This window comes from Bacillus sp. EB106-08-02-XG196, from assembly GCF_013396335.1.
Classification (GTDB): domain Bacteria; phylum Bacillota; class Bacilli; order Bacillales; family Cytobacillaceae; genus Neobacillus.
Window position 1 is genome coordinate 186,980 of record NZ_JABWSY010000008.1, and the last position, 13,397, is coordinate 200,376.

Here is a 13,397-nt window from a genome sequence, read left to right on the forward strand (position 1 = left end):
ACACTCCACCTACTCTACAGAATTAATGGCAGTAACTCTTAATTCGCTTAAATCAACCGGACGATCCTCTAAATGTCCAATTTCAATTGTGATCGTTTCACCAGGCAAAATATCCACAAAGTTCTCACTAAAGGTAATTTTCTCAAGCGGAATCTCTAATTTCACCATTCTCGCTAAACGTTCGGAATGTACGGTTACCTTTTGCTTCAGTGCATCCACCTCTGCCACCAATGAACTTTCTGGTAACACTAAATCTTTATGATCTCTAAAATAGTACACATTCCGCTGCGCCTTTTCATTCAACGAAGATAAGACAATCACCGCTTCATTCGCTGAATATCCACCTAACAGCTCTTCCTCTGTAAAACTAGTAACCATTTCCGAAGCATTCCCCGGAATACTCACGTCCATTGTCGTTCGGAAAAGCTCCTCACCACTAAAACTTACAACCTTTAACTCTAGCATATCCTCATAGTTTTCGAGCCTGTCGTTCACGACCCAAACCTTAACATCCTGTCCTGCGTCATGATCAATCGTTAACAACAAGGGATGGAAGAATTTTTTCGCATAATACCAAGAAGCCTTCGGTAACTGATAGTAATCGATCATCGACCAGCTTGTACCTGGCCAGCAATCATTTAATTGCCATACTAAAGCCCCGCTGGTATTCGGCTTATTACGGCGATAATGCTCGATGCCGCACTTCAGCCCTTCTGCCTGGGTCAGCATCGAGAAATTCATATACTCCTCTATATTCGTTGGAATTCCTGTATATCCTTCCATCAGCATAATGCCTTTTTGGTGATGGTAATCCTTGTTGCGGTAGGACATTTCATCGCTGCCCCAATAGAAAGTTCCTTCCGGAAGATTTTTCTCCAGTGTATAACGGTTAGAGGAGGCATGCATCCCAAATTCACTACTAAACTTCGTGAAATCTATTTTATAATTTTTAAAAGAAACACCTTCCACACTATAATCCTGACCCAGGTTCTCCCCGAACTGACGCGGCTCCACATTTCCATGCCAAACCTGCCAGTTATGACGGTCTCCTTCGGCCTCTGAATCATGGTCATTACCGCCAAATGGCGAGCTTGGCCAATAAAGACGGCTTGTATCTAGTTCCTCTAGTAATTCAGGAATCAGTTCATGATAGATTTTCTCACCATAAAAAGGCGTGTGAATCCTTCCTGCTGAATATTCAACCTCATATAACCAATCATTTTCATTATTCCCGCACCAGATCGCAAGGGAAGGATGGTTACGGAGCATTTTAATCGCTGAAATGACTTCCTTTTTTACGTTCTCCATATAGTTCGCATTGTAATCTGGATATAACGCACAGGCAAACATGAAATCCTGCCAAACGAGCAATCCAAGGCGGTTACATTCTTGATAGAAAATTTCTTTTTCATAGATTCCCCCGCCCCAAACACGAATCATATTCATGTGGGATTGTTTTGCCTGCAGCAGCAGCTGGCTGTACCTTGAATCAGGTGCAGGTCCTATGAAACTATCAATCGGAATCCAGTTGGCACCTTTCGCAAAAATCTCGATTCCATTTAACACAAACGTGAAACGAGAATTTCCTTCTGCGTCCTTTTGCATAACCTCAATCGTACGAATTCCGATCTCTGTCGAACGCTCATCCACTTGTCCGTCCTCACAAAGCAAGCGGACCGTTACATCATATAAATGAGGAGTACCCAAATCATGGGTCCACCAAAGCTTTGGCTGCTCCACCTCGAGCGTAAAACGAGCCTGATTGCGGACTACTTTTCCCGTTTTCACAATCTCGCCATTTCCGAAAACGACCTCAACCTCTAACTCCGAACCACGATTATAAGACTTCGTTTCAACCTCAACCTCGACAATCGCGCTGGTTTCATTAATTTCAACCGTTTTTGCATAAACACTCTCAATCTTAGCTGCATGTTTTCTCTCTAACCGAACGTCTTTCCAAATCCCCATGGTTAAAATTTGTGGACCCCAATCCCAGCCAAAATGTGATTGAGCTTTCCGGGCCCAAATCCGATCTTTTCCGAAGCCAGCCCAATAATTCTTTTCTTTTTCCTTCAACACATGTGAAATCGGCTCAAATTTCACAGCGATGATATTCCGGCCATCGACAACTTCTCTCGTTACATCAAAGGTATGGGCAATATACATATTTTCAGTCGAAGCAATCTCTACCCCATTTAGATACACGTGCGCATACGTATCGAGACCTTCAAAGGTTAATTCCAAACGATCCTTTTGATCGAGCTCATTTTTATCATAATGAAATTCGCCGCGATACCACCAAACCTTCTCTGATACCCATTTGGACTTTAAATCGTTATGTCCAAAGAAAGGATTATCAATCAATCCTTTTTCCATCAACGTGGAATGAACATCGCCCGGCACCTTAGCACTCATCCAAAAATGATCGATATACGTCGGGTCCGCTACCACAAGGTCACGAACTTCCCCTATCTCAAAATGTTGTATTTTCCAGTTCTGATTCAGTTTCATCTCGTCTCTCTCCTTAGTTAGACCCAATATAATCACGGAAATCCGTTGGAGTCATACCTGTTTTCTTTCGAAAAACTTGTACAAAATACTTGTATTCTTTATAGCCAACCTCTTTCGCAATCTCAAACACGCGATCAGATGTGTACATGAGTAAATGCTTGGCTTTTTCAATTCGTAAATCATTTAAATATTCATTAAAGGATTTACCCATTTCTTTTTTAAAAATCATGCTGAAATAATTAGGAGTAATATGCATCTCATTGGCCACCTCTGATGCCTTTAAATCCCCGTGAAAATGGGCCTGGATATACTCTTTCGCTTTTTCTACCAGCCAGCTCTTTTTCACTTCAGTTTCTTTCTTATATTCCTGCAATACGGAATTATCGAGATAATTGTTCGATTCCTTCTCCGCGGAAATCTCTTGTTTAAGATTTTTAATCCTTTCAAGCAGTTCATCAATATCAACAGGCTTTAATAAGTAATCCCTCACGCCAAAGCGTATGGCTTCTCTTGCATATTCAAACTCATCATAGCCGCTAATAATAATGACACGCGTACTCGGCATTTGTTCGTTTATGGTTTTGGCGAGCTCAATCCCATCCATGACAGGCATTCTCACATCGGTCAACACCATATCCACCTGATGCTTTCTGAGAATCTCCAGTGCCTCTTCTCCGTCCTCCGCCTCGCCTATCACGTCAATGCCGTACGTATCCCAAGGAATCGTGTAGCGCAGCCCTTGACTAATAATAGGTTCATCGTCAACGATTAATAGGTTGATGTTCATGACTCTCACCTTAGCTTTCTAATTTCTTTACTTCGTCTTCTTTAAAAATAAGCGGCAATCTTACTCGAGCCCATGTTCCCGTACCTTCATGCTTCAAAAACTCAAGTCCATACCCCTGTCCAAACGCCGTCACCAGCCGATCATTTACATTCATTAAAGCAAAACCATCCTCTTCCTTGACCTTGCCAACACGCAAAAATCGGTTAAATTCCTCCACATCCAGTCCGACACCGTTATCCTTTATATCAATGACAACATTCTGCTCCTCAACATAGCTGTTCAGTTCAATATGACCTGTCTCTTTTAACCCTTTAAAGCCATGAACAATACTGTTTTCTACTAGTGGCTGAAGGATTTGCTTCATCACGAGGACGTCTTTCGTGTCCTCCCCTATGTCAAACTGATAAGAGAGTTTTTTCCCTAATCGTTTCTTCTGAAGCTCCAAATAGCTTTCTACATATAATAGCTCCTGGTGCAAAGGAATCCATACCTTTCCTTTACTTAAGCTAATCCGGAACATCTTTGAAAGAAGCTCAATTAACCTGCTCGTTTCCATCGCATCTTCCATTCGAGCCGTCCAGCGAATCATATCCAGTGTATTATAGAGAAAATGCGGATTAATTTGGTTTTGCAATGCCTTCAGCTCTGACTCTCGCTGCTGAATTTCAAGTTTATATTTCGTGTTAATTAATTGTTGAATCGTTCCCACCATCCGATTAAACCGATATTCAAGGCGGCCTATCTCATCCTCCGACCCGACCTTAACAAAGACTGAAAAATCTCCATGCTCCACTTGTCTTGTTTTATCCGTCAAATTCAAGATGGGACGGAGAATCGTAAAATAAAAACCTACTAACGAAAGAACCCCAAGGCCCATGGAGATAATGAAAAAGACAATGATCCAATAACCGATTCCTCTTAAATCCTGTAAGATCGCCCCTTCGTTGACCATTACAACCAATTGCCAGCCATTTCGTTCAATCACTCGAGCAGCGACTAAATACTGTTCTCCATCAACAGAATAGATAAAGCTCGTTTTATCTGAATCTGCCGGTAGATTTTCCAATAGTTTTTCATCAGGATAGATCTTACCAAACAGCTTCTTGTTCTTATGAAGAACGACCCTTCCTTCTCGATCAAGAAGAAAGGCCGTCCCCTTTTTCGTTGATATCCCAGCTTGAATCGTCTTCAGCAAGGCATCTTCCCTTAGGCGAATTTTCACAAAACCAATGCGTTTATTGATATCATTGATGTCATTGATCACGCGAAATAAGGAAATAACGTCCGTTTGCCCCTTCCAATAACTATGAATCGAATAGGCATGCGTCCAAAGAATCGCGCCCTCACGTTCCTTTGTTTTCTCCTCCAAATCCCCTTCTGCTGCTTTAATCGGTTCACCCATATTCAGCACGTTTCCGTTAATACCATAAAGGGAAATGGAATTGATATAATTTTTAGATAGTAAATGAAAGGTATGAAAACCTTTCAAGCTTTCTTCCAGGTTTTGCTGTGCAGGTTTTCCATTTGCCACCTGCGGGCTCTTCATATACTTCCGAAAATCCTCGCTAAAAATCATATACGTCGAGATATCTTCAACATCCTGAATCGTCGCGGTCAGGTTATCTTCAATCGTATCTAACATTCTTTCTGTATAATCAAAGGCTTGGTGTTTTAACACCTGATTGGTTTCGTATAAAATAAGCGTCCCAAGAGAAATAGTCGGCAAAAGCACGACGATACTAAAAATTAAAATCGACTTCACTCGTAAACTTAAGTTTCGGTACCGGCGATAGAGAATTTTAATCCCGCCTATTTTTCTCACCATTCAAATCTTCTCCCATGGGACATCTTTTCATTTTTGGAATCACCTTATTAGCTTTCCAAATTTCACATTTATTACCCTTTTACCGCACCAGCCGTCATTCCTTTGACTAAATGCTTTTCCATCAATAAATAAAGCAAAATCGTAGGAAGAATGACCATCGTCAAACCAGCCATCTGCCCTGTATAGTTCGTGTTATATTGTCCAGCAAAGTTTGCCAAACCAAGCGGAATGGTTTTTAACGACGCATCATTGATTAACACCAATGCAAACGAAAACTCATTCCAGCAATGGATAAAGTTAAGAATCGTAGCCGTCGCAAGTGCGGGGCGTGACATGGGCAGAATAATCGACCAGAAAATACGGAACACTCCACAGCCGTCCATAATAGCGGATTCTTCAATATCCTTTGGAAATGCCTTCATAAAACTGGTTAATAAAAAGATCGTAATCGGTAAATTAAAAGCCACATATGGGAACAACAATGTCCACGATGTATTGAGAAGCCCGAGCTTCTGCATTAAAATAAACATCGGAACAAGAGTCGCATGAATCGGAATAATCATTCCAAAAATAAACAGTGCATACACAATCTTACTCATTTTAAATTCAAATCGAGAGATAAAGTAAGAAGCCAATGCGCCAAAAAAGACCGTAATAATAACAGAGATAATCGAAACAAAAATACTATTAAAAAAGTATGTCCCTAATTGAGCCGTTTGCCATGCCTCCACATAGTTTTCCCATCTCCAGGTGTCTGGAAGGAAAAAGGGATCTAACGAAAATTCCTTCTCGCTTTTGAACGAATTAATCACCATCCAAGCAATCGGATACACGTTAATTAAACTGAAAACAATCAAAACGAAATAAATAATTGGATTTTGCAGCTTCTTTCGGAAACTGCTCTTATGTTCCGTTTTTGTGACTTTTTCTATTGAGTTTTTCCCCAGCACTAATTGTTTTTCCACGTTACGCTCACTCCCTTACTTTGACTTTCTTTGTAAAACCATTTTTGTAATCCAAATTAGCAGCAAACTAAAGGCAAAAATGTATAGCGATACCGCACTTCCATAACCATATTTCATAGAAGAGAAGGTCTTTTCATACATATAAATCGCCATAACCTCTGTCGAATGCGCAGGACCTCCATTTGTCATCACATAAATCAGGTCAAAGGTTTTTAAACTGCCGCTAATACATAAAATCACGGCTAATATAATCGTGTCCCAAATCATCGGAATCGTAATAAACAGCGTTCTTTTCCAGCCAGAGGCGCCATCAATCTCGGCCGCTTCTAATACTTCACCCGGAACATTTTGCAATGCCGCCAAGAAGATAATGAAATAAAGACCGACGAACTGCCAAATGATTGTAATACAAACTGAAATCATCGCTAAATTCGGATCACCCAGCCAGTTTTGCGCCCAGCTTTCCAGGCCAATCATTTTTAACAGCTGATTGACAAAACCAAATTCAGAGTTCAGAAGCATATTCCATGTTAAAGAAATAACAACGGTTGAAATGACTACCGGCATAAACCCAATCGTACGGAAAATCTTAGCTCCCTTTAATTTTCGGTTCAATAACAGCGCCAAACCAAGCGCAATCGGGATTTGCCCAAAAACGGAAGCGATAACGACGAAAATATTATTCTTTACCGACTTCCAAAAGATGGGGTCCTTGGCGATATCAATAAAGTTCTGAAAACCCACAAATTCCATTGGACCAAATCCATTCCAATCCATGAAAGAATAATAGATGGAGATAAGGATTGGTATGATACTGAAAATGAGATAGATAAGTAGTGCGGGGACTAATCCGATGAGGATGGCTAATTTATTCTTTTGAAGAATGTGCATGTACAGTTCCTCCTTTTACAAAAGCTCTTTTCTGATTCTTTGTTGCTTTTTTATAAAAGAATCAAGGAGATGAACCCCTTGATTCAATTTTGGTTATTCAATGTTATTCCACTGCGTCTTGCATTTCTTTCGCGACTTTCTCTGGTGTTGATTCACCAATGGTAATCGCTTGTAAACCGTTGTTGATGATATCGGTAATTTCAGCAGGCAGGACCGCATCATATACTGGTGAAATTCCACCATTTGTTAATTCAACTGTTTCCTTGAATAATGCAGAGGTTTCTTCTGGAACTTCAACGTTAGCAGGAACTAGCGTACCGATAGACATTAAGTTTTTGTACGTTTCGTCTTCATATAAGAATTTAAAGAAGGTTGTAGCCGCTTCTTTCTCCGCATCAGAAACTTCACTATTTAACGCAATACCCCAGCCAGTTACACCTGAAATCGCTGCTGCCTCACCCTGTCCACCTTCAATGGCAGGGAACTTCGCAACACCAATATTCTTACCTTCTGGAGCGCTGCCAATTAATCCACTTAAAGCCCAAGTTCCGTTTACGAACATAGCTGCTTTTCCTTGAAGGAAATAGTCGCTCGCTTGGTTATCATCAATGGTGTTTGCATCAGTATTAAACGCTTTTAATTTTGTTAATTCTGCAATCACACCAAGTGCATCAACGAACTCTTTGTCTGTAAATTTCTTCTCACCCGCAAAAACCTTTTCTAAGAAATCGCTTCCAGTTACTCGGTCAGCAATAGTAGAAATATAAACAGATTGTAATGGCCATTTCGCTTTGTTACCAAGTGCGATAGGAGTGATATCCTGAGCATTTAACTTCGTAATTAATGATTTAAAATCAGCATACGTTGTTGGGAATTCATTGAACCCAGCGCTTGCTACTAAATCTTTGTCATAGTAAATAATACTTGTGAAAACTTTGTTTCCAGGAATCGCATATTGCTTGCCATCAATCGCATAATCCTTCAGTGTATCAGCTGGAATCGTTGTATCCTTCCAGTGGTCGACAATATCATCGATTGGCATTAACACGCCGCCTTCTACTAACGGTCTAAGCTCAGCACCTGGCCATGTTTGAATCATGTCAGGTAATTGCTTACCAGCAGCTTGTGTTTTTAACTTTGTTTTATATTGATCCGGTGGAATAGATTCCATTTTTAACTTAATTTCTGGATGTTCTTTTTGGAACGCTTCTACTCGAGCTAACATGACATCGTTCTCTGGGCTGTCCTCAGACCATGAATTCCAGAATGAAAGTTCGACCGTCCCATCAGCTGATTCTTGCTTTTCAGAATTACTTCCACATGCAGCTAGAAAAAGGATGGATAGTACAACTGAAAGAGCAAAACCTTTTTTCAAAAGCTTTCGTAACATATTTATTCCTCCCCTTAGTCATTTCTTTTATTGAAAACGCTTTCCGCGTCTCTATAGTTAATTATAAATTTCTTGGGATTTTTCAAAATCCGAAAAAATTAAGATAATATCTAAAAAATATAAATGAATAAATTTCCATCGTAGATATTTTGTGTGAAAGGATAGAATTTTAGTAGTTGGGGGCAAAATGACCCATTTATAAAAAAAAAGCCCTTTTACAGAGAACTTCTGTAAAAAGACTTTCACGCTTAGATTTCTAACGCACGATAGATTTCGTTAATATGAACTTCTGCCAAAGCCATCACATTATCGGCCCCGCCATAGTAAATCTTCACGATTTCATCTTCAAATAAGACACCACAGGTAAAGACGACATTTCCAAAGAATCCTTCCACTTCATAAATCTCTTCAGGAGCAAGAATCGGATCCTTCGTTTTGGCCAAAACCTTATTTGGATCCTCTAAATCTAACAACACAGCACCAAGGGTGTAACGATTGTTTCGGTCGGCACCATGATAGATTTCAATCCAGCCTTTATCGGTTTTAAAAGGAACGGCTCCACCGCCGATTTTTAGCGATTGCCAGCCTTCCTCAACACCCATTAAAAACTTATGCTCTCCCCAATGAGTGAGATTCGGTGACGTTGCCGTCCACATCTCCGCACGGCCAATTTGCTTTGGAACCGGGCGCTGCAGGGCAAAGTAGTTTCCATTGATTCTTTCAGGAAAAATCGTCACGTCACGGTTTTCTGTTGTAAAAATGATACCCATCCTCTCAACACTTTCGAAATCCTCTGTTTTCGCTAAAGCAGTGGTAATACCTTTTTCAGAAACCGCTGTATAGTTAATATAGTAAGTACCGTCAATAAAGGTAATCCGCGGATCTTCGCATCCAAAACCTTCATACCGATTGCTAGGGAATAAGAATGGCTTATCTTCTACCACAAAATCTACACCATTTTTACTACGAGCAATTCGTAAATGCGACATCGATGTTAAAAACACATAGGTATCAATGTCAATTTGCTTCACTTTTCGTGGATCAGAAAAATCATAAGCTGGATTATTTCGATCAATATCTAAAACATCCACTGCGTATTCTCCATCTTTCTCTACTAAAACCGGAACGCGTAAAACCTCAGAATCCACTTGCACAGGTCTCTCAGCGACACGCATCAACAGGATCACTTCATCTTTATATCTCGCAACACCCGCGTTAAAAACACATTCAATGGTAAAATCACTTCGAGAAGGCTTCACATCCCCCGGTGAAATTAGAGGATTTTGCTCATTTCTTCTAACATCTATTTTAGTTTTCACTTGCATCCTAACCCCTCCTTTAACTTCACTAGTAATTATAGCGCTTTCATAAAAGGGTTAATATCCAATAAAATATGATATCGTCCAATTGTTTAATCTGTTCAACGGGTTCCACGGTTCATGGGGGTTCCATGAGGACGGTTCTCTTGGTTATCCATATTTTACCATACCTACAAGAACCGTCCCCATGGTCTCATATGTAAATTATTAGCAAAAAAAAGAGCAAATCCTCCGATTTGCTCTTAAGTGTGAATCCATATTCAAAAGACCATTAGAACCGTCACACAGTCACTTATCTCTTCGGTGCCAATTCAATAGCTGAGTTGATGGCAGCGAGCATGCTTTGTTCAGCGGCGATGTTTTTGCCGGCTATGTCGAAGGCGGTTCCGTGGTCGACGGATGTGCGGATGATTCCGCCTTTTAGTCCCACTGTGATGTTGACGCCCTCTTCAATACCCATTACTTTAATTGGCGCATGGCCTTGGTCATGATAGCAGGCTACTACGATATCGAAGTCTCCTCTTCCTGCTCTGAAGAAAAGAGTGTCGGCAGGTAGTGGTCCTGTTACATTGATTCCTTCTGCCTGTGCTTGTTCAATACCTGGCTGTAATTTTTCCTCTTCTTCTCCGTAGCCGAATAAGCCATTTTCCCCTGCATGCGGGTTAATGCCGCAAACCGCGATGCGCGGGTTATCGAAGCCTGCTCGTGAAAGAGTTTCATGTGCTAATTTAACCACTTTATAGGTTCTTTCAGGATTGATGCTATTGATGGCATCAATCAGCCCCATATGTGTGGTTAAATGAATCACCTTTAAATTTGGTGTTGTCAGCATCATAGAGAAATCTTCTGTATCCGTTAGGTCAGCCAAAATTTCTGTATGCCCAGGGTACATGTGGCCGCCTTTGTGCAAGGCTTCTTTATTCAATGGCGCGGTACAGATGGAATCAATTTTTCTTTCTTTTGCAAGTTCAACGGATTTCGCAATAAATTGAAAGGCTGCATCTCCAGCAATCGATGAAACCTCTCCAAATGGTAAATCCACTGGCAGCAGGTCTACATCAATAACATCAATTGTTCCATATTCGTACGTTCCTTCAGCAGGATCGTGAATGATATTTATTTTTGCATTTGATTGAACAATCGGTTTTACCCGTTCTAGTATTTTTGCATCACCGATGACGACAGGACGGCAAATTTGATAAACTTCCTCGTGCGCAAGGGCCTTAACGATAATTTCAGGTCCAATTCCTGCTGCATCTCCCATTGTAATCCCAATTACTGGTTTCATTATGATAGCTCCCCCTTTAATTTGTGAATGGCATTGATAAATACCTCAGGTGTTCCAAATCCTCCAGCCTTTGTGATCACATACAAATGATCATTTCCAAAAAACCGCGAAATCGGTACACCAATTTCTAATTCATCGAATAGTTCAAAGCCTTTAACATCCCATAAATGGCAAATTTGTTTCGCCGTGTCTCCACCTGTCATGGAAACACCTTTGAAATAGTCCTTTTCTAAAAGAGCGGCACAAACAATACCGATCGCTTTTACGATTTCATTGCTGATCTGTGTGTGGGTTAAGCCTTTAGCTTCCCCTATCTCCCAAGCTTTTTCAATATCGCTTGCCTCACCAGTGGAATAGATGACAACATCCAAACCTTTTTCAGCGTTTTCCACCGCTTGGTTATAGACCCTTCTAATCTCATTTGCACGTTCCTCTTCATCGGAAACCGATTTGTAGGATTCAAAGGCAATCGGATACACATTTGTTTTTTCTAACAATAGCTTTAACTGTGCTCGTGAGTTTTTATTCACACTTCCTACTACGGTAAGAATGGGACCATCGTTTTTTGGAATTGACAAGTCACGATGCTGTTCTGGTATATCATAGTAAGCTGGAAGATAATTTGCGATACCAGCCGAACCTGCCCATGAGAATTGGTAACGTAACTGCTTTGTATACGCCAAAATTTGCTCAAGATGCTGTTCCTCTGTTGAATCGACAAGAATGTATGCGATGCTTTGTCCAAAATAATGATCTAATTTTTCTTGAATTCTAGTCACACCTTGCTCTAAGTCATCGAGGGTGATCGTTCCAATTCTTTGCTTTGTTTGTTCATGTAAAAGCTCAGGCAAATAAGAGAGAGTAACAGGTGTTTTCGGATCCTTAGAGATTTCCGTTTCTGCTAATGGAACTCCATTTAAATAATGAGTGGAATGTAAGATTGAACGATTATTTTTAGGATAACCTGGTGCAATCATCATAAAATCCGGTTTGACCACATCATAAACCGCATCTATTTCTGCACCAATATTTCCTCTCATCGTGGAGTCGATTTTTTTGAAGATAGAGGGAAAGCCCGCTTCCTTTAAAAAGCTTGCCGCCTTTTTTACCTTTTGATAAGCTTCTTCCCGTTCGATGGAACGACTATCTGTATCAAAAATAATACCCTCATAGTGATGGATTGATTCTTTATCTATGTCAAATAATACGGAGGTTTTCAGACCATGTTGTGCTAATTGAACTCCGCTATCATTAGCACCCGTTAGGTCGTCTGCTATGATTGCTAATTTCATTTTGTTGTCCTCCCTGGGAAAAGCACGAGGTGCCTTTCATGGCACCTTGAACTTCCTTCTCTTTCAAAAAAAGAGAGCCATTAAGTCTCTCTTTTTTACAAAATAGCTGGAATTAATGATTATATTTGGCTAGTCCGCCTTTTTTCTCTAAACGTTTAGCTAAAAAGCCGATTACGATTGGAAGTAAGATTGCTGTTGTTACAACACTTGCTGCGATTTGAACGGTTGCAAGGTCTGCGTACTGTGCGAATGACGCATTCGCAGCCACGATTGCTGCCGGCGTTGCAACTGCGTTACCTGCCGTTGTACCTTCCGCTGCACCAACAAGCGGGTTCCAGCCAATCCATTTAAATAGTAAATAACCTGAACCACCTGTTAAGATGACTGTAATCACACCTAGTAAAATACCAGCTAATCCACCTTCAAGGATAGCAGTGAAGTTAATTCCCATACCCAGCGCGAAAGCAAAGAATGGAATCAGCATGTCACTGCCTTTTGTTAAGAATGCCTTCAATTCTGGATCTAAGTTACCTAAGATCATACCGATGACGATAGGAAGAAGGACTGCGATAAAGGATTTAGCCGAGAACATTCCGTCTACAAATCCCATTGTTCCAAAAATCGATAAGGCTACCATGGTTAAGAATGGTCCATCATTTAAAGCTAACAGTGAATACGCCGCTTTGTCATCTTCTTTTCCGTATTGACCCACAAGAGCCATATACATACCGCCATTACTATTTGTCATCGCCGCAATAATCGCAAGCGGTGCCATTCCTATAAATAATCCATTACTATCAGCTAACAAGTAACCGATTAAACCAACGGCAGCACCAACCACCCATTTTAAACCAAGCAATGTGGCACCTTTACCAAGTGATACCCCTACGTTTTTCACACTGATTTGCGCACCAGCAATAAATAGGAAAAGTGCAATTAATGTATTGGCACCGGTTACAAATAAGGACTCTGTGAATCCGCCAATTCGTAATGCGTTTGGGAAGAATGTGTTGATTGTTGCTGCTAATAACAAAGGAACAACCATCATCCCGCCAGGAATTTTATCTAAAGTTGCTTTAATTCTCATCTAGTTTTCCTCCTTAAGATTGTTTAAAAAAGTAACACAAGT

General features: G+C 40.6%; 10 protein-coding genes. All 10 read right to left on the reverse strand.

Features of this window, described 5'->3' with window-relative positions; translation table 11 throughout:
* Positions 1-9: 9 nt before the first annotated feature.
* The 10 genes from MLOOGBEN_RS14335 to MLOOGBEN_RS14380 all read right to left on the reverse strand — a co-directional run bounded on the left by MLOOGBEN_RS14335 (position 10) and on the right by MLOOGBEN_RS14380 (position 13,355).
* Positions 10-2,511 carry a beta-mannosidase gene (locus tag MLOOGBEN_RS14335; RefSeq protein ID WP_179158937.1) on the reverse strand — a complete coding sequence of 834 codons (2,502 nt, stop codon included), beginning with the start codon at positions 2,509-2,511 and terminating at the stop codon, positions 10-12.
* A 13-nt stretch (positions 2,512-2,524) separates the two neighbouring features.
* Positions 2,525-3,298, reverse strand: coding sequence for a response regulator transcription factor (locus MLOOGBEN_RS14340; RefSeq protein ID WP_179158938.1), 774 nt, complete (start codon positions 3,296-3,298; stop codon positions 2,525-2,527).
* A 10-nt stretch (positions 3,299-3,308) separates the two neighbouring features.
* A complete protein-coding gene (locus tag MLOOGBEN_RS14345; protein ID WP_179158939.1) occupies positions 3,309-5,123 on the reverse strand; it encodes a cache domain-containing sensor histidine kinase in 1,815 nt (604 codons plus the stop codon).
* 71 nt (positions 5,124-5,194) lie between these two features.
* Entirely contained in the window at positions 5,195-6,055 is an 861-nt protein-coding gene (locus MLOOGBEN_RS14350; protein ID WP_483296393.1) for a carbohydrate ABC transporter permease, read from the reverse strand.
* 48 nt (positions 6,056-6,103) lie between these two features.
* Positions 6,104-6,979: a carbohydrate ABC transporter permease gene (locus MLOOGBEN_RS14355; protein ID WP_179158940.1), complete on the reverse strand. Its 876-nt coding sequence runs from the start codon at positions 6,977-6,979 to the stop codon at positions 6,104-6,106.
* 103 nt (positions 6,980-7,082) lie between these two features.
* Positions 7,083-8,369 (reverse strand): ABC transporter substrate-binding protein, encoded by a 1,287-nt coding sequence (locus tag MLOOGBEN_RS14360; protein WP_179158941.1) that lies wholly within the window; start codon positions 8,367-8,369, stop codon positions 7,083-7,085.
* A 248-nt stretch (positions 8,370-8,617) separates the two neighbouring features.
* Positions 8,618-9,694, reverse strand: coding sequence for a glycoside hydrolase family 130 protein (locus MLOOGBEN_RS14365; protein WP_179158942.1), 1,077 nt, complete (start codon positions 9,692-9,694; stop codon positions 8,618-8,620).
* A 286-nt stretch (positions 9,695-9,980) separates the two neighbouring features.
* Complete coding sequence (pdxA, locus tag MLOOGBEN_RS14370; RefSeq protein ID WP_179158943.1) at positions 9,981-10,976, reverse strand: 4-hydroxythreonine-4-phosphate dehydrogenase PdxA; 996 nt, start codon at positions 10,974-10,976, stop codon at positions 9,981-9,983.
* Positions 10,976-12,268 carry a four-carbon acid sugar kinase family protein gene (locus tag MLOOGBEN_RS14375; protein ID WP_179158944.1) on the reverse strand — a complete coding sequence of 431 codons (1,293 nt, stop codon included), beginning with the start codon at positions 12,266-12,268 and terminating at the stop codon, positions 10,976-10,978. The genes pdxA and MLOOGBEN_RS14375 overlap by 1 nt, the downstream gene beginning before the upstream one ends.
* A 112-nt stretch (positions 12,269-12,380) precedes the next feature.
* Positions 12,381-13,355 carry a 2-keto-3-deoxygluconate permease gene (locus MLOOGBEN_RS14380; RefSeq protein ID WP_179158945.1) on the reverse strand — a complete coding sequence of 325 codons (975 nt, stop codon included), beginning with the start codon at positions 13,353-13,355 and terminating at the stop codon, positions 12,381-12,383.
* Positions 13,356-13,397 lie beyond the last annotated feature (42 nt).

Bases quoted from the DNA above. Each gene is read 5' to 3' on its own strand.
- MLOOGBEN_RS14335 (WP_179158937.1), bottom strand. From the start codon at position 2,511: ATGAAACTGAATCAGAACTGGAAAATACAACATTTTGAGATAGGGGAA.
- MLOOGBEN_RS14340 (WP_179158938.1), bottom strand. From the start codon at position 3,298: ATGAACATCAACCTATTAATCGTTGACGATGAACCTATTATTAGTCAA.
- MLOOGBEN_RS14345 (WP_179158939.1), bottom strand. From the start codon at position 5,123: ATGGTGAGAAAAATAGGCGGGATTAAAATTCTCTATCGCCGGTACCGA.
- MLOOGBEN_RS14355 (WP_179158940.1), bottom strand. From the start codon at position 6,979: ATGCACATTCTTCAAAAGAATAAATTAGCCATCCTCATCGGATTAGTC.
- MLOOGBEN_RS14360 (WP_179158941.1), bottom strand. From the start codon at position 8,369: ATGTTACGAAAGCTTTTGAAAAAAGGTTTTGCTCTTTCAGTTGTACTA.
- MLOOGBEN_RS14365 (WP_179158942.1), bottom strand. From the start codon at position 9,694: ATGCAAGTGAAAACTAAAATAGATGTTAGAAGAAATGAGCAAAATCCT.
- pdxA (WP_179158943.1), bottom strand. From the start codon at position 10,976: ATGAAACCAGTAATTGGGATTACAATGGGAGATGCAGCAGGAATTGGA.
- MLOOGBEN_RS14375 (WP_179158944.1), bottom strand. From the start codon at position 12,268: ATGAAATTAGCAATCATAGCAGACGACCTAACGGGTGCTAATGATAGC.
- MLOOGBEN_RS14380 (WP_179158945.1), bottom strand. From the start codon at position 13,355: ATGAGAATTAAAGCAACTTTAGATAAAATTCCTGGCGGGATGATGGTT.